General features: G+C 71.0%; 1 protein-coding gene (cut by a window edge). It reads left to right on the top strand.

The annotated features are described in order from the left end of the window. The first annotated feature begins 4 nt into the window (after positions 1–4). Positions 5–23016 carry the 5' portion of an ADP-ribosyltransferase gene (locus tag NI17_RS22565; protein WP_279395510.1) on the top strand. 14035 nt of this gene lie beyond the right edge of the window, so only the first 23012 of its 37047 coding nucleotides appear in the window; it begins with the start codon at positions 5–7; its stop codon lies beyond the right edge, outside the window.

Genomic DNA, 23016 nt, shown 5'->3' with positions numbered 1-23016 from the left:
GTTCATGGGTATGGAGTTGCCGGACGAGTTGCGGGACCTGTTCTACGGCCTGACCGGAACCAAATGGCCCAGCGCCGACGAGGACAAACTCCGCGTACTCGGCGACGTCTACTCCGTCACCCGCCACATCCTCGACACCGAACTCCCCGAACTCATCATCGTCCTCCGCCGCAAAGTCAGCGTCACCTTCGACGGCCACGCCACCGAATACTTCGAGAAATCCCTCGAACAATTCACCGCAGGAGAACGCAACTACGTCGGCAAAGCCGCCCAACTCGCCGCCGACATCGAAAAATACGCCCGCAACGCCGCCAACCAGGTCGAATACGCCAAATGGATGATCATCGGCCAACTCATCCAACTGGCCATCGAGATCGCCTGGGCCATCGCCATGGCCCAATGGACCTTCGGCGCCTCCCTCACCTGGATCGCCTTCTTCAAATTCATCCGCCACCAGGCCATCCGCCGCATCCTCAACTGGCTCACCTGGACCCTCCTGGGCAACCTCTTCATCGCCCAGTTCTTCGGCGTCACCATGGACCTGCTCATCCAACGCATCCAGCAGGACCAGGGCAACCGCGACGAGTGGGACAAAGAACTCACCCGCATGGCCGCCGCCGGAGCCCTCATCGAAGGCCTCATCTCCGCCGCCCTCACCACCGGCATCGACGCCTTCATCAGCAAAGAACTCACCGGCATCCTCACCAAGAACCTCAACAACCTCCCCAAACTCGACCCACCCCCCGCCTACAAAGACATCACCGACCCACCCCCGCCCTACCGACCCGACCCCACCCCCACCACCAACCCCACCCCCGACACCGTCCCCAACCCCACACCCACACCCGACACCACACCCACACCCGACGGCGACCCCGACCTCGGCCCCGACTTCCACCAGGACCTGTCCACCCTCCTGAGCAACAACAGCAACGAACTCCTCGCCCCCTGGCGCAACGACACCGGCTGGCTCAACCCCAAAACCGCCCAACAGTTCCGCGACGACCTCGCCAACCTCTTCGAAAAACACCTCGGCACCACCCTCGGCGCCCACCAGGCCCGCACCATCGGCGACACCTACGCCCACACCTTCACCAAGAACTGGGGCACCCCCCACCTCCGCACCAGCCTCGACGACGCCCTCACCACCACCAACCTGCCCCCCGGCCTCCGCAACCACCTCTCCCACAACATCCCCGACGCCCTCACCACCACCCTCGACACCTACGGCACCACCTGGGCCCACCGCTTCCGCGACGCCGGACTCGCCGCCGGCACCGGCGCCATCGAGGGCTACGTCGGCGAAGGACTCACCAACCTCCTCTTCACCGACAAAGGCTGGGAAGCCTCCGGCATGTCCGCCGTCGCCGGAGCCTCCACCGCAGCCCTGCAAAACCTCGCCACCCTCGGCGGCCTCACAACCATCGACACCCTCAAAAACATGGGAGACATCACCCTCCCACCCCCACCCAACACCCCCACCGAAAAAAGCGACCCCACCGACAAGCCGGGCACCGCCACACCCCCGGCCACCTCCCCCACCCAGAAAACCGCCACGGGGCCGAACACCGCCGACCTCACCGACACCGGCAGCACCGCCGACCCCACCGTCACCGCACCCGACCTCACCATCACCACCCCCGACATCCGGACCACCACCCCCGACACCACCGAAGACACCGGGACCAGGACCAACAACACCGACAACGCGGCCCGCAACAGAGCAGCCGCCGAAGAGTTCATCAACTCCCTGCGCACCGCCCACTTCAACGGCATCGACTCCTTCGGCAACCTGACCATCCCCACCCCCCCACCCCTCACCGCCTTCGCCGTCTACGACATCACCCTTGACTCCGAACAGAGCACCACCACCCCGACATCCGACACCACCCTGATCCCCGGCGCCTCCTCCCCGATCACCAGCGCACCCACACCAACCACCACCACAGTCGACTCCCGAACCACCGAAGGCACACAGCAGCAGAACCGGTCCGCCGGCACCGCTCCGTCCGCCAACGACAGCACACCCAACCGGACGGCCGCTCCGGCCAACCGGTCCTCGCAGCAGGCTCCGCAGACGGTCTCCTCTCAAGCCGACCGGCCGCCCTCCTCCACCGAAACCCCGGCCCCCACCGGGACGGAGGCCGGACGGACGGTCTCCTCCCAGGCTTCGCAGCCCTCCGCAGCGGTCTCCCAGGAGAGTCCCACGGCAACGGAGCCCGTCGTGGACCGGACCTCCTCCGGTACCTCCGATCTCTCTCCGGCCAACGAAACGGTCGCCGCGGCCTCCGATACTCCGGAGCTGGGGGGAGCCGCCGAACAGACGCCCGAGACCGGGCACGACGCCTCGGCCCCCGTCTCGGAGACGAACACGCCGCCGGAGCCCACCCCCGTGACCACCGATCCGACGTCGGAGGCCCTCCGAAGCCACGAGCGGGCAGTCGCGGAGCAGCAGGGCAGGTTCGACGAGGCGCAGCGACGGAGCCAGGCCGAGCAGGCCCGGTGGGAGGCCGCGCAGACCCGGGAGAACGACTCCAAGACGGCCTACGACAAGTCCAGGGCCGCCTACGACAAGGCTGCGGCCAGTGCTGCCACGACACGGTCGGAGTGGCAGAACAGGGTCGAGCAGGCCGAGCAGCGAGCGCAGAACTCCGACCATCGGGCCGCCCAGTCCCGCCAGCAGGCCGAGGCGTCCAGGAACCGCGCGGAAGCCTCCGAGCGGGCCGTCCAGGAGGCCCAGGCCGCGTTGGACCAGGCGCGGCAGGACGCCCAGACCCTACGGGACCAGGCCGCCGAGATCCGCGCGAACGCTGACCGGACCGGCGCCCCCGAGACGGAAGGCCAGCCCGCTCCCCCGATCGAAACGGGAGAACAGCCCGCTCCCCCGACCGAAACGGAAGGCCAGCCCGCTCCCCCGACCGAAACGGGAGAACAGCCCGCTCCCCCGACCGAAACGGGAGAACAGCCCGCTCCCCCGACCGAAACGGGAGAACAGCCCGCTCCCCCGACCGAAACGGGAGAACAGCCCGCTCCCCCGACCGAAACGGGAGAACAGCCCGCTCCCCCGACCGAAACGGACAGCGAGCGCGCCGCCCGGCTCGAACAGGAGGCGCAGGCCCTGGTCGAGCGGCACACGCAGGCCCTGGACCAGGCCGTTAGGACCCGCGACGAGGACCTGCGGACCCACCAGGCCGACCTGGCCGCAGCGGACCGGGACTCCGCGGCGGCCCGCCGCGACCGGGCAGCCGCCACGGAGACCGCCTCCGCGCGGGAGCGCGCCGTGGCCAGAGCTGAGCAGGAGGCGCGGACCGCGCAGCAGACGATGGAGCGGGACCTGCGCAACTGGACGCGGGACCAACTCGACCGGGCCCGGATCGAGCGGGACTACGGTGCGGCCCTCCAGAACACCGCGACCGTCGGTCACGACCTGCTGGACGCCCGAGGAAACCTGCGGACGGCGCGGCTGGCGCACCTGGAGTCGGTCAGGGACGCGGCCGAGCAGGCCGCCCGCCAGGCACGCGACGCCCGCGACGAAGCCGCCGAGAAGGCGCGGGAGAAGAAGCAGGAGGCCGACGAGCAGCGGAAGCGGCTGCAACTCCTGGAGCAGGAACTCCGAACGCCTCCCGGGGACACCGTCCGGACCGAGACCACGGTCGAACCGGAGGGGGAGACCACCCGCGTCCCCGACGAGCAGGTCCGCGCTCTGGAGGAGGCCGCCACGGCGGCCGAGACCGCGTACGCCGACCGCCTCCGCGCCGTCGAGGAGGCGGAGCGGAACCTGGAGCACGCCCAGAAGGAGGCCCGGGCGGAACTCATCGCGGACGCCGAACGGGCCAACGTCTTCGTCGGTGACGAGCAGAGGGCCGGCGTATTCAAGGAGACCAGCGACAGCGACGTTCCGCGGTTGGAAGCGGACGTCGCGAGGATGGAGCGGGAGTCCGGCAGGAGTCGCGAGGACGACCTCGACACCTACTCGCGGCAACTGGACCACCTGCTCGGCAGCGAACTCCTGGAGACCCAGCGGATCGGGTTGACCGTGCCCGGCTCCGAGGGCGGACGAGGGTTCGACGGCGTACTGGAGGGACTGGCCCAGCACCTGCCCGAGGGGTTCCGCGACGCGTTCGCCGCCGAGTTCGCCAGGAACCCGTACCCCTTCTTCAGCCACGGCGGCCACTCCGTGACGGTGGGAGACCGGACCGCGACCCTGCGTCTCGGCTCGCGGAGCAACGACTGGCGGCGCACGGGAGACCTCCCCAAGGACGACGACTCGACTCCGGGCCTGTCCAACTCCGACTCCGCGGGCAGGCCCCTGATCCACCAGGACACCCGCGGTGAGAACGCGCACCGGGGCTTCGGCGGCACCGTCTACGTCAACCCGCTGTTCCCCATCCCGCTGCCCGCGAGCTTGGGCCCGGCCATCACCTTCACCGCGCTGGGCTCGGTCAACCAGCCCAGCGCCAGCGAGGTCATCGGCCGCGACGCGGCCATGGCGAGCAGCGCCAGTGTCAGCGGCAGGGCCGTGGAGTACTTCACCGACCTGCGCGCCGAACTCACTCTCGGTCCCGACTCCCAGCCGCGCGACCGGGCTTCGGAGCAGGCGGGCGCCGAGGCGCAGGACGTGGAGCTGACCGGCCCCGCGGTGTTCGAGGTGCCCAGGGGCCTGAGTCTGACGGTGGAGTTGGGAGAGCGCTCCTCCGAGGCCCCCGACCACATCCGGCTGCGCGACCCCTTCGACACCACCGAGCCCGCGCCGGACGCGGTCGCGGGCGGCAACGCGGGCATCCGCGTGGGCAACGGTCACCCGGCAGCCGTCAACGGCGTCTACGCCGCCGAAGACACCGGTCAGGCTCAGGAGGACGGACAGGGCACGGGGGGTCGGCGCGGCGGCCGACGGACGATGGCGGAGTGGGTGGTGGACCACCTGAGCGATCCGCGCCCCCGGAACTGGTTCCAACGCGCCAAGGACACGGTGCTGCCGAACTTCCTGCGCCGCAGGAAGACCGCCTGGCCCCACGGGCACGAAGCGGCCGAGATCCGCCACATGCTGTCGGACGACTCGGTGCGCGACAACCTCAAGGCCATGACCAAGGGCCCCATCTACCTTGAGGTCAGGGACAACGCCGGGCACGAGCGCCTGGTCAAGATGTGGTCGGTGCCCACCGAACTCACCCGCATCCCCGACGTGCCCGCCGGTCTGGGCCTGGAGCACACCGTCAGCTCCAGCAAGGAGGTGGAGAACACCTTCCTGCGTTCCGACTCCGTCGCCGGGGGATTCGGCGGCGGATTCGTCCTCCAGGCGTTCAACAGCCAGATGCGCACGGAACTGCCCCTGGCCGACTACCGGCACGACCGCGAACGCGCCATCGGGACCGTGCGGGTCGACAAGGGCGGTGTCGGACGTGTCACGCACACCGAAGACGCCGCCATGTACGCCGTCAACCGCAACTTCTACCTGCAGTTCGACGGCGAGGACACGCCCCACAGGTTCACCGGCCAGAGCATCGAGATCCTCGGCGTCGACGACGCCCGCCTGCTGCGGGACCCCGACCTTGCCACTCCCGACGCCCGGTCCCGGGGCGACCACGCCCCGGTCTACAGCCATCTCGGCGAGGACCGCCCCGACCACTTCGGCGGCACCACGGTCCGCGGAGTCACCTGGGAGGACGGCAGCCAGTACACCACCTGGAGCCCCGCCGCCCCGACCGCACGGGACTCCGCCGCGGCCCCCGACACCGCTCCCCGGGCCGACAGCCCGCCGCGGACGGTCATCGACGCCTACGCCCAGCAGGTGCTCACCGGGATCGCCCGCCAGTACCCCGGTCTGGTCATCCCCGACATCGCCCGCGCCCGCTCCGAGTACGCGAGGCGGCCTCCCGGCCAGGTCGACCACAGCGGCCGGTTCTTCTCCCGCGAGAACCACTTCCGCCGCGACCACGAGATCGCCCTCTACAACACCGCCCGGATCCTGGAGCAGATCTCCGAGACCAACCTCACCGGCCTCGTCGACGAGTGGACCAGCGACGGCATCGACGTGCACCTCATCGAGACCGCCCTCGTCGACCCGGAGAACAGGGAGGGCTGGTTCCGTCCCGACTACATCACCGTCCGCCTGCGCGCCACCCCCAGCGGACGCGAGTTCGGCGGAACCGTCACCAAGAACCACACCGCCACCAGCACCGACGGCAGCGCGAGCCACCGCAGGGCCGAGGAGCACGAGCGCCTCAACCGCATCGGTCTCCGCGTGCGCACCATGTTCCGCGACATGCCCAACGTGGACGCCCGTTGGATGGCTCGCTTCCAGGCGGGGGGCGGCTTCCGCGGCCAGTACCAGCGCATGACCTCGCGTGGTCTGGAGACCGACGCCACCGTCAAGACCTCGGGTTCCTTCACCCACAAGGGCGACACCGACATCTGGCGCTACAAGCTCCGGTTCCACGCCGAGATGGGCAAGTTCCGCAAGACCGACGACCTGCCCGCGGACGTCAGGACCACCGTCACCCAGGACCGTCCCGACTACGACGGCTACCGCGTCAACCTGCTCACCGACGCCGACGGCAACCCCATCCAACTCACCGGCCGCATCGAACTGGAGACCCCCGCCCCGGCCGATCCCGGCCGCACCGGGCCCGACCTCGCCGACGAGGGCTCCGGCGACCGGGGCGCCGCCGAGCGGACCTCCACCCTGCTGTCCGCCGAGCAGGCCCGAGGCATCGTGAACGGCGCCCGACCACCGATCGCGGCACGGCAGCCCGGCGCCCCGCGTGGAGGGAACGACCAGTCACACGAGGCCGCCGTCCTGGACACGCTGCCGACGGCGACCGAGGGCATCAGCGCCCGCGCGGGTGACTCCACGCTGCGCCAGCGCCTCTACGGACTGCTGCGGAACGCCCCCGGCCTGCAGAACTTCCTCAAGCGTCCCGCCGGGCACGACTTCTTCACCACTCTGTTCGGCCGCGAGACACTCGCCGGGCACACCCACGCCCTGGATTCCAACCCCGGCTACCGCACCCGCAACTGGATGCGCGACTTCTTCTTCAGCGGCCGCCACACCACCGTCCTGCACGCCGACCGCACCGACGTCACCTTCCACGACATCCTGCCGGACAGCGACTTCAAGACCAGTCACACGCGCAGCACCGGCATCACCCGCAGCACTGTCAGAGGACACTTCCTCTCCGGTGACGTCGAGGCCCGCGTCGTCGGCAACCCCAATCCCTCCGCACGCGGCCTCAAGGAGGACCCCGACAACCCCACCCCGGGCCGCACCACCAGCAACACCGCCAACGCCCCCTCCTTCTGGTTCGGCTGGAACCCGCTGACCGCCGCGAAGCGCTGGATCTCCGGCATCGCCGACACCGCCGCCTTCAGTCAGAAGACCAGCTTCAAACCCCAGGGCGGGGTCCGCCCCTACACCGCTGACCTTCGCCTGACCGAGACCGCCGAGGTCCGCGACGAGTACGACTTCATGGTCAACGTGCCGCGCTCCCCCCGGGACGAGCACTACAGCGGCACCCAGACCACCGTTCCCCGCGCCGAGTTCGGATTCGCGCCCCTCCACGCCCTCTACGACGCGGGCCTGGTCAACGACCGCATCGATCCCGACACCGGCCACCCCGTCCCCCAGGCCAACCCAGAGCTCGGCCCCGACCGGTTCCGGATCCGCCCCGGTTTCGAGGACCAGGGCCACCACCTCGCCACCGTTCCGCGCACGCCCGCCCCGGGGCAGGACGCCGACGCGCGCACCGCCCGGCAGGCGCAGTCCCAGGACTCGACCGGCGTGCGGCTGGCCGAGCGGCTGCGCGAGGACAACTACGAACTCACCGGCCACAGCCGCGAGTCGGTTCTCAACCAGATCACCGCCCAGCTCGCCCGCAGCACCGACGATCCCAGTACCGTCTCCGTCAAGCTGCGGGCCCGGCACAACCGCTTCTCCCGCCACCCCGAGCAGACCGGACCGAACGGGGAGCGGGCCTCCGGGTCCTTCCGCGGTGAGCTGAAGGGGCAGATCCGCCACGGCACCGTCACCATCGAGGCCGTACGCCAGCCTCCCAGAGTCGTCCAGCTCGGCGGCAGCGGGACCTTCGAACACGACCACTCCGTGTCCACCGAGCACGACGCCATCAGCAGCACCGGCACCACCCTGGGCACCCGCGCCGAGTTCCTCTCGCATATGCCCACCCCGCTGCCCCGAGGAGACGAGCCCCGCGACCTTCCCTCCGAGCTTCCCCGCCCGCGTCTTGTCAACGTCTCCCCCGCTCTCACCGCGGGCATGACCACCGGCACCGCCCACAAGAGCATTACCGCAACCACCGGTGACGCCTCCTGGACCACCGCGATCAACGGTCCCTACGCCGTCACCGAGACTCCCGCCCACATCCGTCTCACCATCACCTACGGTTCGCGCACCTTCACCGTCGAAGGCGATCACTCCACCGTCAAGGAAGCCTTCCCCGCCGCCTACCTCGACCTCGTCGACCAGGTCGACGCGGAGACGGCCGACGCAGAGCGGAACGCCGAAGCCGAACAGGCTCCGGACAGCGCCGAGCAGGCCCCCATGCCGCGGCTGGCGGCCGACCCCGGGCAGTTGGACGGCGCGGTCCGCGACTGGCGTGGCCGTCCCCGGCCCCAGGACCGGGACCAGCGCGGCGCGGACCAGCAGGACGCGGCTCAGCGCGGCGACGCAGAGGGAGGAGCGCGGCGCGACGGCGCCACCGCCCGCCCGCACGTGGACGTCGCGCCGCTGACCGTCCAGGACAAGGGGCACTCCGTCCAGGACGCCGCGTACGTGGCCCTCGCCAGGGCCCACGGCTGGCGGCACACCGGCGACCTCACCGCCGACGACGTGCGGAACGCCAAGTCCTACGCCGTCAGGAAGACCGGGATCGATCCCAACAACGACCCCGTCACCGTCAACCTCAACGATGCGTCCCTGAAGGTCCTGTTCCACGACGCCGCCGACCCCTCCGTCCCCGACGGCGCCGCTCTCCTCGACATCGGCCGCACCCGGTGGCGCCTCGGCGCCATCCCCCACTTCGACCGGGCCGCCATCGTCGACGTCGCCGTCGACGCCACCAACACCAGTTCCCGCGGCAGCGGCAGCCTCCACCTGACCACCGTCGCCGACTCCTCCGGCACCAACGCCAACATCAGCGTCCGTCCCGCCGCCTGGCTCGCCGAGAGCCCCCCCGAAGGCACCGCCGCCGACTCCGCCACCAGCACCTCTCCCGGTGCCGTCTTCGTCGGCGTGCCCGCTGTCGCCACCGCCGGTGGCGACAGCACCGCCCGCACCGACGGCCACGTCGACAGCGACCCCGGCCGTCCCGGCCCCGATCCCACCGGTAAGCGCAGCTACCTCGTCCGGGTCCCCACGAGCTGGATCGTCGCCGCCGAGAACCCGCACACCCACATCCCCGGCATCGGCCGCACCCCCACCCGCGGGTTCGCCGAGACCGACAGCGCCATCACCGCCTGGATCAGCGAGAACCAGGCCCGCACTCTCGGCCTGCTCGACGGCGACCGCGTCGACAGCGGGGCCTGGGACGGCGTCGCCAAGGCGCAGCAGGAACTCGCCGACGCCGAGAAGGACTACTACAGCAAGCGCGCCGCGCTCCTCCCCCTCGTCGACAGCCTCGCCCGCGACCCCGACGACCAGGACGTCCGCGTCGCGTACGAGCGGCAGCAGCAGGAGTACGACAGGGCCAAGGCCGCGTTCGAGGAGAAGTTCACCGCCTGGCGGGACGCCTGGCAGAAGGCCCGTCAGCGCACCGGCGAACCCGGCGCGGCCACCCGCGGCGACCACGACGGCCACGACGACCAGACGCCGCCCGCATCCGAGGGCACACTGACGCCTCGGCCCGCCAGCCCCGGAACACGCGCCACCACCCCGGACACCCCGACCCAGGACCAGCCCGCCACCACCGGGACCAGCGACACCCCGGACACCCCGCCCCAGAACCAACCCACCACACCGCAGCCCACCAACTCCGGAACACGCACCACCCAGAACCGGCCCACCGCGATGCCGTCCCTGTTCGGCCGGATTCTGAACCCCTCCCAGCCGACCACGGCGCTGTCCACCGAGTCCGCCGTTCCCTCACGCCTCCCCGAGGAAGACACCGCTTCCCCGCAGGCCGAGACCGCGGCCGAGACCGCGCTGGAGGACCGGCAGCAGAACTCCTCCGCCCAGGTCATGATGGCGCGGACCGAACCGGCGGCTCCGGACTCCGACCGGGACGGCCGCCCGCGCCCGTCCCTGGACACGGTCCGCCGACTCAACGAGATCTCCCTCGCCCGCCTCCGTGACACCCGCGGCGCCTGGCAGGAGGTCTCCCGGCTGGAGAGCGAACTCAGCACCGCCACCGACCCCGACCGCGGCCGCCTGGAACAGGAACTCGCCGAGGCCCGGGGCGAGGCGCTCAGAGCCGAATTCGTGAGCGACCTCGCCGACGCCCTGGCGACCAGCGCCCTCAGGAACTTCACTCCCACCGATTACGTCGCCTTCCCCGTCCGCGAGTCCCTGAGGAGCTTCGGGCGCAGGTTCAGGGAGCGGGTCCTCCCGGACCGGACCGAGCCCACCGCCGTACCGGTTCCACCGAGCGGTCCCGAGACCGACGCTCCTCCCGTGTGGTCCGCCCCTCTGTCCGCAGCCCGGGGATGGGGCGACGCCGCGGCCCCGACACCGGGTATGGGAGCGGGCCGGAGGTTCACCACCGACGCCGAGGCGCGGGAATGGGCGCGGCAGCATTTCGCCGTCCCCGACCTGGCCGATGACGAACACCACGCCGTCATCGAGTACGCGCTGCACGGCGGCTACATCAACGCGATGATGCGCGGCGAACTCACCGACCTGCCCCCGGAGCGCCTCACCGACACGCAGAGGACGGTCGAGGGCGTGGACCGGGTGCTGCACAGGTCCTCGGCTCCCGAGTCGCTCGTCGTCTACCGCACTCTCAAGGGACTGCCCGAACTGGGCGGCGACCCCAACGACGAGGCCAGCATGAACGCCCTGGTCGGCCGGACCGTCACCGACTCCGCCTACCAGTCGGCGTCGATCTCGGCGGACAGCCTGTTCTTCCCCAACCGGCCGATCACCGTCATGCTCGCGGTGCCCCGGGGATATCCCGCGCTGAACGTGATGGACGTGCGCGACACCCCGTTCCCCGAGCAGCAGGAGATCCTGCTGCCGCGCGAGGCGACCTACGTCATCCACGACGTGCGCAGGCAGCACGGCCGCTGGCTGGTGCAGGCCGAGATCGTGCCCGACGGCTGGCAGCGCCCCGCGGGCTGGACCCCGGCCGCACTGGACGACGTGCCCGTACCGAAGAACACCCCCGCTCCGCAGAGCGCCGCCCCCGCGCGCCTGCCCCGCCTGTCCGACGTCCCTCCCGAGGTGCGCGGCGCCATCACGCGGGAACTCAGCGCGGGCGCCCTCCCCCTCTCCCTCACCTCCGAGGCGGCGCGACACGCTTTCGAGGCCTACTACGACCACAAGATCCTGCGCGATTCACTGGATCAGGTGGTCTCCTCCTTCCCCGCCGACATGGTCGGGGAGGGATACCACCCCGGGGTCTTCCTCAGGACGGTCTGGTACCACTGGGGCGAGTCCGGGGCGCTCGAGTTCGCCCTGACCGAACTCGGCAACCACACCGCGTCCGCCGCGCAGGGTTCGCGACCGGCCGCCGACGCCTCCGGCCCCGGAGCGCCCGAGGATTCCTCCAGCCCCTCGGCGGTCGACGAAGCCCTCGAGCGGTGGCAGAACAACCCGAACCTCATCGTGATGATGGCGCTGACCGAACCCGCGACTCCGGTCGGCGCTTCCCGCTCCGAGCCGAGCGGCCCGGCGGCCGACGAGGCGCGGGTGCGGGTGGCCCGCGCCCAGACCGACGTGGTCCGCTTCGAGACCGACCTCGAAGACGCCCGCACCAACTTCGCGCTCGCGGACACCGACCCGTACCACCTCGGCGGAAAGGTGGAGGCCGCCCAACTCAGGGTCGACGCCGCCAACGCCGAACTCGACCGCGCCGCCGCCCACCTGGACGCCGCACGCGGCAACCGCACCGCCACCCTCACCGCCCAGGAAGAGTTCACCCGCGCCACCCGCGAACTCGACCGCGCCCTCACCGACCTGGCCCAGGCCCGCCAAACCTTCACCGACCACGGAGGAACCTGGAACCCCGACGGCACCCCCCACCGCCCCCTCCCCCAACCCCCCACCGACACCACACCACCCGCCCCCGGCGAGACCCACACCAGCCAGCAGACCCCGACACCGGCCCCCACCCACACCGCTCCCGCCCCGGAGGTCCAGGCAGCCGCCGACGCCGCCCTCGCCCAGTGGCAGCAGAACCCCACCGTCCAGGTCAACATGCTCCACGTCGACTGGAACACGGGCGCCAGCAATCTCGACAGCCCCGACCCCATGGACAACTCCGAAACCGGTTCAGAGACCGACTCGGAGGCCGACGGCGAGGTACTGCAGGGCGAGGATGACATCCGCGACCAGCTCGCCCCCGCTCCCCGCTGGACCGGCACCCCGCAGGAACCCGGCGGCACCGGCATGGCCCGCGCCCTGCGCTTCACCGACGACGACCCAGCCATCACCTGGGCCAACCAAACCCTGACCCCACCCGCACCCCTGACCGGCGACCAGGAAGCCGCAGTCCAGGAATACACCGACGAGGGCTACGACCTGGTCAAAACCGGCCTACGCCACGGACAGGTCGCCCCCGACGAGACCGAAACCTTCCTCCAACTCGTCACCGACCTCGACAGCCTCTTCCCAGGCTCGGCCCTGCCCGTCCCCCTCATCGTCCACCGCGGAGTGAGCAACGACTACATCGCCGGACTGGGAGGCGACGTCAACAGCCCCGCCTCCATGTACAACCTGGTCGGCACCGTCCACAACGAACCCAGCTACTCCTCCACCTCCCTGGGCACCCACTCCCCCCTCAACTACGACGCCTACCTCATGCTCCGCATCCCCCAGGGGCACCCGGCGTTCAATGTCATGGCAGTCAGGGACGGCGCGGAGTACCAGGACGAGGAACGCGAGATCCTGCTCCCCCGCAACACCCGCTTTGTCATCCACGCCGCCTACCAGCGCGAAGCCATCCGCCCCGGCAGCGGCAACACCGAACCGCAGGACATCTGGTTCGTCGAAGCCGAGATCGTCCCCCACGGCTGGGAACCCTCCGAGGACTGGGAACCCTCCCCCCTCGGCGACGCCCACACCGGCTACCTCCCCGAGGACGAGCAGTCCGTCACCGCACCGCAGCCCACGGCCTCCGCCGACCGACCCGAGACCGGTCCGGACGGGTGGGAGGACCGCGCCTCCGAGATCGACTGGGACGCGACCGAGTCCCCGCGCCCGGACACGGACACCCCCGACAACGGCAGCCGTCCCCTGCTCCCCTCCGACCTGCCCGAGCACATCCGCCACGCCATCGTCCAGACTCTCTCCCCCCACCGGCTACCGTCCCTCAACGAACGCTCGATCCTGCCCCTGTTCACCGCCTACCACAACCACCACATCACCGGCCTGCCGCTGCCCGAGGTCGTCGCCCCCTACACCAGCACCACCCTCACCCCCGACCAGATGGCCCAGATCACACAGACCCAATGGGCCACCTGGCACGACTCGGGCGCACTCCACACCGCCCTCACCCACCTCAGCTCTCCGCCCCCCGCAGCGGATGCCTCCCACTCCCACAGGTGGGTCACCGTTCCCGCCGACGTCAACGAGGAACGGGACACCTACTACTACGAGAACGACGTACGCCAGTACCTTCCGCGCCATCCCTGGAACGGCACCCCGGAGGAGCCGGGCGGCGTCGGCATGGACCACCCGGCTGTCCGCTTCGACAACAACTACTCGGCCATCTCCTGGGCGGTCAGCAACCTCGAAACCGGTCCCGACGCCCCGTCCCTGACCCCCGGGCAGAAGGACGCGGTCGAGCAGTACACCGGGGACGACTTCGACATGGTCAACAGCGCACTGCGCTCCGACGGCCGTGTCCCCAGCGACGAGGCCGCGAAGTTCTTCTCGATCGTCGAGGGTCTCGAAGGCGCGGTTCACCACCTTCCGCTCCCCGAGGCCATCATCGTCCACCGCGGAGTCAACACCGACTTCGTCAACCAGCTCGGTGGCGATGTCGACGACCCCGCCGCCATGCAGGCACTCGTGGGCACCGTCCACACCGATCCCGCCTACATGTCCACCGCGCTCGGCACCCACGCCCCCGTCGAACGCGACGTCTACCTCATGTTGCGGGTCCCCAAGGGCTATCCCGCGCTCAGCGCGCTGCCGTACGCCCGACAGGGCGCCGGGGAGATGGAGATCCTGCTCCGCCGCAACACCACGTTCGTCATCCACGCCGCCTACGAGCGCCAGGCCGTGCAGCCCGAGAGCGGCGACCTGAGGGACCTGTGGTTCGTCGAGGCGGAGGTCGTCCCCGACAACTGGGTGAGACCGGACGGCTGGACGCCCCGCCCCCTCGGAGACGCCGACGCCCACTATCCGACGGAGACCAACAACAGCGACGACTCCGACAGCGACAGTGACACCGATCTCCAGGTCTACACGGTCCTGACCGACACCGCTCCGGTCCAGCCGCCGACCGGGCAGTCCACGCGCACCGATTCCCCGACCACGGGACGTCCCTCCCTGACCTCGGCCCGCGTCCTCACCGACCTCGCCCTCACCCAGCTCCGCGCCACCCGCGACAGTTGGGAACACGTCGCCCGCCTGGAGACCGAACTCGCCAGGGCGAACAGCCCGTCCGACACCGCCCACCTGGAAGCCGAACTCGCCGACGCGCACACTCGAGCCGTCCAGGACCTGGACCGCTACGAGACCATCGCCCGCCTCCAGGGCCACGCCCTCGGCGTCACCGGCGACACCAGCCCCATCGCCTTCCCCATAGCCGACGCTCCGGGGAACACCGGAGGCTGGGCGCCGCTGCCGGAGTGGGGAGCCGGACGCGGCGCCCCCGGCATGCGCAGCGGGCGGCCGTGGTTCACGAGCGAGCGGGAAGGCGTCACCTGGCTCAACAGCGACTTCCCCGTTCCTCCGCTGACCCCGGAGCAGCGGGGTCACATCGCCTTCTACCGCGCCGAGGGCAGTGACCCCATCAACACGGCGCTGCAGAGCGGACAGCCTCCGGCCGCGGCGCACCCGACCGTGCGAAAGGCCGTCGAAGTCCTCGACTCGGTCTTCCGGACCGTCCGCACCCCCGAGCCGATCGTTGTCTACCGGGGCGCCAACAGCGACCTCGCCCAACGTCTCGGAGTGTCGGTGAACGACCCGGACGGCATGCGGAGCCTGGTCGGCAGGGTGCACACCGAACCGGGCTACCTGTCGACGTCCGTCAACATCGATCCGGCGTACACCGCCCGCAGGATCTACACCATGTTCCGGATTCCGGAGGGCTATCCGGCGTTCAACGCCGAGAACGCCGTCAGCAACGGACTGGGCAACGAGCACGAGATCCTGGTCAAGCGCGGCGCGACGTTCGTCATCCACGCGGTCAGCGAGCGCCCCGACCCCTACGGGGGACTGTCCTGGTTCCTGGAGGCCGAGTTCGTCCCCGACAACTGGGTGAAACCGGACGACTGGACGCCTTCGCCGTACGGACTGCCCTTCGACGACCTGACCGCGGCGAACGGCTCCCCGAACACCCAACAGGGGCCAGACGTCCAGGTCATGACGGTGCTGGCCGAACCGACGGCTCCGGCCGGCCCCTCCCGCCCCGAGCCGACCGGCCCGGTGGAGCAGGCTCGGACGCGGGTGGCCCGCGCCCAGACCGACGTGGTCCGCTTCGAGACCGACCTCGAAGACGTCCGCACCAACTTCGCCCTGTCCGATACTGACCTGTACCACCTCGGCGGAAGAGTCAAAGCCGCCCAACTGCGCGTCGACGCCGCCAACGCCGAACTCGAACTCGCCGCCGCCCTCCTGGAGGCCGCACGCGGTGACCAGCGGGCCGTACTCGGCGCACGCCACGATTTCACCCACGCCACCCGCGAACTCGACCGCGCCTTCACCGACCTGGACCAGGCCCGCCAGCGCTTCACCGACAACGGAGGAACCTGGAACCCCGACGGCACCCCCGTCCTGCCCCTCCCGCAACCTCCCACCGACACCGCACCCCCGACCCCGGTCAGCAGTCCTCCCCCCTCGGCTGACCGGGGAGACCGCCCCCGCACGGACAGCCCCGACCGGGCACACGCGCCTCGGGCCGCGGCACGGTGGCTCGGCGACCTCGCCCAGAGCGAGGCCGAACGCGCCCTCCACCACTTGCGTGAGGCCGACCGTCTCACCACCCGAGCCGAGGAGGCACGCACCAGCGACCCCGACACCGCCGCCCGGCTCACGGCCGAAGCCCAGGCCGCGCGCGACCTCGCCCGGCAGCACAACGAGACCGCCAACCGCTACTTCCAGGCCCAGGTCACCGCCCTGGGCGGGCCCTCCGGCGCCCGGACCGTCGCCGCCTTCCCCGTGTTCTCCGTGGAGGCGGACGGAAACCAGGACGGGCGGCAACCGGCCCCCGATCAGGCCGCGGCAGAACCCTCGGTGGAGAGCGGCCGGCCCGAGGCTCCCTCTCCCCAGATCCGCGAGCTTTTCACGGACTTGGGGGAGAGACTTCAGGAACTCACCTCGCGGGGCCGGGCGGTCGCCAGAGGACAGGGCGGTGTCGAACACGCCGAAGAGGCGCTCGGCGAACTGGAGGAGTTCGTCCGAACACGCCCGCTGGACGGGGTCACCGAGCCGCAGAGGCGGATCTGGACACTGGGTGCGGACCTGGCCGGCCACTACGGCCGCCACCTGGTGGAGTCGGCACGCGAGGCCGTGGACCGCGGGAGCGACGCCACGCGGTCCGGCACCGACAGACACTCCGTGCTGCGTGGTTACCTGGACCAGGCCCTGCTTCTGGCCGAAGCGCTGGGCTACACCAGACTTGGGTCGGCCGAGGGCGACTCCGATCTGGCACCCCCGACCTCACACAGGGCCCCGGGCCCTCAGGAGTCCGCCTCCCCCGACAGCGGCCAGGACTCACTGCGCGACGCCTATCTGACCGCCGCCGAGCACGCCCGGTCCCGGCACGCGGTGGACACCGGCCTCAGAGCCCTCACGGACCTCGGCCTCGACACGATCGCCAGGGAGATCGGCGCCACACTCTCGGACCGGCAGCTCGCGGTGGCCCGCGGTGATGTCAACGCTCTTGCTCGGAGTGTCAACAGACGCGGAGAGCGCCTCGGTACCCACAACACCGAGACCGCCCGCCTGCGTCAGCGGGCCGACGCGGCGTTGCGGGACTCCCAGGGCTTCCTGGCCCGCGCCGAGGAGCAGCGGCGCCTGGCAGAGGCCTACCAGGAGGAACTCGCCGACCTCGAAAACACCACCGACACCGACGACGACCGCACCACCGCCACCCCCGACTACGACACCCTCATCGACCAGGCCCGCGAACAGGCCACCGAACTGCGCGACCAAGCCCGAAACCACGCGACCGAAGCCGACCACACACTCGCCTCGCTCGCCCGCGTCCAGGCCGAACTCGCCCGGATTCCCGAAACCGACACCGCCGCCCGCACCCCCCTGCTCCAGCAAGCCCAGGACCTGGAGAACACCTACACCCGCCTGCGCGACCAGGCCCGCGCCCACCACGCCCGCGCCGACTACCACCAGACCCGCGAACAGGCCCTCACCCGCCAACGCGACACCACTCCCACCGACACCGGACCCGACCGCGACCAGCAGATCACCATCCTGCGCGACCACATCCGGACCGCCACCGCCGAGGCCGAGCAGCACCTCGCCCGCGCCGAGGAACTCCGAAGCCAGTACGAGACCCTGACCGCCCGGATCCAGACGGCCAGGGACGCAAGCAGGCAGATCGCGATCAACCTGGCCCGGGACCTCGGCGTCACCACCGCCGACCTGTCCAGCACCGACGCCGCCTTCCAGGTGCGCGACCTCCACGCCAGCGAAATCGAACTGCGCCAGAGCCTGACCGACCAGCTCAGGTTCTGGACAGAACGACTGTTCGAACTCCCGCCCAGCGAAGCCCGGGACGACCTCCAGAACTGGCAAGCCGACGTCGCACAGGCCAATGTCCAGTTCCTGGAGGAAAGACTCGACCAGAGCAGTAACATCACCGACGCCTACACCCAGTTGGCGACCTACATCCTCAGCCCGCTCACCACCCCCGACGCGATCACCGCGTTCCTCGACACACCCGATCCCGACAGCACCGCACCGGTGGACGCACCCCCCGCGTACACCTCCGACGAGTCCACCCCGACTCCCGAGCCGATGACCGTGGAGCAGCACGGACGTCGCATGGCCCGCATCCGCCACGAGATCGATCACCTGCGTTCCCAGAGCACCCAGGTTCTTCTCGGACTGCTCGCGGTCGCCCCGGACGACTCCGCCGCCCGCCAGAGCATCCGCTCCCAGCGGACCGCACTGGACGCCCAACTCGACTACTACACCCGCAACTACCGCCACCACGCCCGCGCCCAGGCCCAGGCCCTGGGCACCACCCCGGTCCGCCCCGAACCGCAGACCCCGCCCTTCGACCTGGAGAGCCTGCCCCCGGAACAGCGCCTCCAGGCCATCCACACCCTGCACACCGTCACCCGGCTCCGCGAGGAGGCCGCCGAACACGACCTGTGGGCCCACAACGCGGACACCACCGGCTTCCCCCGCGACGCCGAATGGCTGCGCGCCGAAGCCGAACGGCTCCGCACCACCGCCCAGTCCCTCCACGACCAGAACATCAACAGGGCACGGGCCCACCTGGCCTCGGCGCTGGCCGGAATCCGCGAGCACGCCGCCACCCTGGCCAACAACAACCCGAACGCGGCCCGCGAGCGACTGGCCGACTACCGCCGCACCGCACTGGCCCTCGCCCACACCCTCGGCCTGAACCCCGCCAGCGACAACCCGCTCCTCGGTTGGACCCCCGGACCGCACGAGACCTCCGGCGTCCGCACCGCCCACCAGGAAGCGGTCGACGCCGACCGGGAGGCCGCCCTCCTCGAAGCGCTCGCCGCCACCGCGCGCAGCGCCGACCTCCCCCTTCCCAACGAGGTCTTCCTCCTCGACGGCGTCGCCGAGCAGGCCCGCAACGAAGCGGACCAGGCCACCCGAGGAGTCCGCGCCCACCTGGCCTCGGCGCTGGCCGGAATCCGCGAGCACGCCGCCACCCTGGCCAACAACAACCCGAACGCGGCCCGCGAGCGACTGGCCGACTACCGCCGCACCGCACTGGCCCTCGCCCACACCCTCGGCCTGAACCCCACCGGCGACTCCGTCTCCCGCCTCAGCCCGCCCCCGCCCCCGAGCACGCCCTCCGACGTCCGCACCGCCCACCAGGAAGCGGTCGACGCCGACCGGGAGGCCGCCCTCCTCGAAGCGCTCGCCGCCACCGCGCGCAGCGCCGACCTCCCCCTTCCCAACGAGGTCTTCCTCCTCGACGGCGTCGCCGAGCAGGCCCGCAACGAAGCGGACCGGGCCATCCGGGGATACCTGATCCTCACCGGAAACGCGTTCTCTCCGCAGAGCAGCGGGCCGTGGGTGTTCACCGCGTTCGTGCCTCCCGTCACCCTCGGCGGCACCGCACCCGCCCCCGGCACCACCGACCAGACCCTCGAACAGGCCCGCCAACGCGCCGCCCAGGCCCACGCCGACCTCGTCCGCTTCGAAACCGAACTCGAAACCCAACGCACCCGCAACAACTGGAACGAAACCCACCCCGACTACCAGAACGGCCTCCACCGCGCCGCCCAACTCCGCCAGGAAGCCGCCCGCGCCGACCACGACCTCGACACCCTCCAGGCCCGCACCACCAACACCACCCCACCCACCACCGGCCACGACCTCTTCGCCTTCCCCGTCTTCGACATCCACACCGATGCCGGCGACGCCCAGGCGGTCGTGGCCAGTCCCGAGGAGATGGAGAACCCGCTGTCCCCGGCCTTCCAGGCCCTCCGGGACGCGGCCGGTCTCATCCATATGGCCCTCGCCGCCCCCGAACGGGACGCCGACCAGGTCCTGTCAGAGGTCGACGCCCGCATCGAACAGGCACGCCCCGCCTCGCGGGACCTTCCCGCCGACCAGGCCCGCGCCTGGGAACTGGGCGCGCAGATGCTGCGCGACCACAGCCGCTTCGTCCTGCACCACCTGCCCGCCGCGACCGATCCCGCCGACCACCGGAACCGCCTCGGAAACGCGGTACGCGAGGTCCTGGCCGCACCGGAGTCGGCCTCCCCCGACAACGGCCGGGCCCTGCTGCGCAACTACCTGGACCACGCCCGACAACTCGCCGAACTGCTGGGCTACACCAACCGGGAACCGGCCGAAGGCGAACCCGACCGACCGCGACACACCGACCGGGACCTGGCCGAGGGCGACCGGAACCTGGCACCTCCGGCGTCCCCGCTGCGCGACGCCTACCTGACCGCCGCCGAACACGCCCGTGCCTGGCACACGCTGGACGCCCAACTCCACGCCGCCCAGTCCACCCACACCGACACGACCGGTCTCCGGTCAGGCCGCGACCTCGCCCACCAGGACCTGCGCCAGGCCGGCGCCGAGATCGACGCCCTCATCCAGGGAGTCAACAGCCGCGCCCACACCCTCACCACCAGCAACAACGAGATCGCCGAGGTCCAGCGGGAGGCCGACGCGGCGCTGCGGGACTCCCAGGACTTCCTGACCCGCGCCGAGGAGCAGCGGCGCCTGGCAGAGGCCTACCAGGAGGAACTCGCCGACCTCGAAAACACCACCGACACCGACGACGACCGCACCACCGCCACCCCCGACTACGACACCCTCATCGACCAGGCCCGCGAACAGGCCACCGAACTCCGCGACCAAGCCCGAAACCACGCGACCGAAGCCGACCACACACTCGCCTCGCTCGCCCGCGTCCAGGCCGAACTCGCCCGGATTCCCGAAACCGACACCGCCGCCCGCACCCCCCTGCTCCAGCAAGCCCAGGACCTGGAGAACACCTACACCCGCCTGCGCGACCAGGCCCGCGCCCACCACGCCCGCGCCGACTACCACCAGACCCGCGAACAGGCCCTCACCCGCCAACGCGACACCACTCCCACCGACACCGGACCCGACCGCGACCAGCAGATCACCATCCTGCGCGACCACATCCGGACCGCCACCGCCGAGGCCGAGCAGCACCTCGCCCGCGCCGAGGAACTCCGAAGCCAGTACGAGACCCTGACCGCCCGGATCCAGACGGCCAGGGACGCAAGCAGGCAGATCGCGATCAACCTGGCCCGGGACCTCGGCGTCACCACCGCCGACCTGTCCAGCACCGACGCCGCCTTCCAGGTGCGCGACCTCCACGCCAGCGAAATCGAACTGCGCCAGAGCCTGACCGACCAACTCAGGTTCTGGACAGAACGACTGTTCGAACTGTATAGCGCCCCCTCCCAGGACAGTCTCCACACCTGGGACGTCAACCTCGCTCAGGCCAATCTCCAGTTCCTGGAAGGACGGCTCAACCTGAGCGGCAACATCACCGACGCCTACACCCAGTTGGCGACCCACATCCTCGCCCCGCTCACCACCCCCGACGCGATCACCGCGTTCCTCACCGACCCCTCCCCCGACAGCACCGCACCGGTGGACACTCCCCCACCCGCCTACACCCCCGAGGAGTCCGTCCCGCCCCGCGAGTCGATGACCGTGGAGCAGCGCGGCCGCGACCTGGCCCGCACCCGCCACACCATCGACCACCTGCGCCACCAGATCGCCGCCCTCGACCCCGACACCCCCCACCGCCAACGCACCGAACTGACCTCCCAACTCGAGTACCACATCCGCAACCACCACTACTACGCCCGCGCCCAGGCCGAAGCCCTGGGCACCACCCACACCCCCCACATCCGTCCCGCCCTCCCCGACCTGCGCGCCCTCCTCCCCAAACAGCGCCTCCAAGCAATCGACACACTCACCGACGCCGCCCGACTCCGCGACAGCGCCGCCGAACACGACCTGTGGGCCGACAACGCCGACACCACCGGCTTCCCCCACGAAGCCGCATGGCTGCGCACCGAAGCCGAACAACTCCGCGCCCAAGCCGACACACTCCACACCGAAGGCACCCAAACCCTCCGAACCCACCTCACCCAAGCCCTGACCGAGACCCGCGAACGCGCCACCGCACTGCTCGCCCAGAACAACACCGCCGAGGTCCACCAAGCCGAGGCCGACTACCGCACCCTGGCCCTGGATCTGGCCGAAACCCTCGACCTGCCCCCCGTCGGCGATCCCACCGACCGCCTCGGCCCCGCCCCGGACAACAACCCCGCGGCCCACGCCGCCCACCAGCAGGCGGTCCGCGCCGAACAGGAAGCCGCCCTCCTCCAGGCCCTCGCCGACGCCGTGGCCGCCGGGACCGTCCCCCTGGCCAACGAGGCATCCACCCTGCGCGACCTGGCCCAAATCGCCCGCCGCCAAGCCGACGAAGCAACTCAGCACTACCTGACCGGCGGCCTCCCCGCCCCCAACACCCCCGCCCCCAACACCGGAGACACCCACGCCCACACACTCCACACCGAAGTCACCCAGGCCCTCCGAACCCACCTCACCCAGGCACTGACCGAGACCCGCGAACGCGCCACCGCACTGCTCGCCCAGAACAACACCGCCGAGGTCCACCAAGCCGAGGCCGACTACCGCGCCCTGGCCCTGGATCTGGCCCAAGCCCTCGACCTGCCCCCCGTCGGCGATCCCACCGACCGCCTCGGCCCCGCCCCGGACAACAACCCCGCGGCCCACGCCGCCCACCAGCAGGCGGTCCGCGCCGAACAGGAAGCCGCCCTCCTCCAGGCCCTCGCCGACGCCGTGGCCGCCGGGACCGTCCCCCTGGCCAACGAGGCATCCACCCTGCGCGACCTGGCCCAAATCGCCCGCCGCCAAGCCGACGAAGCAACTCAGCACTACCTGACCGGCGGCCTCCCCGCCCCCAACACCGGGGGTGACCAGGA

Origin of the sequence: Thermobifida halotolerans (assembly GCF_003574835.2) — a bacterium.
Taxonomy (GTDB): domain Bacteria; phylum Actinomycetota; class Actinomycetes; order Streptosporangiales; family Streptosporangiaceae; genus Thermobifida; species Thermobifida halotolerans.
Note: the sequence above shows the minus strand (reverse complement) of the source record. Positions and strands in the feature narration are given on the sequence as shown.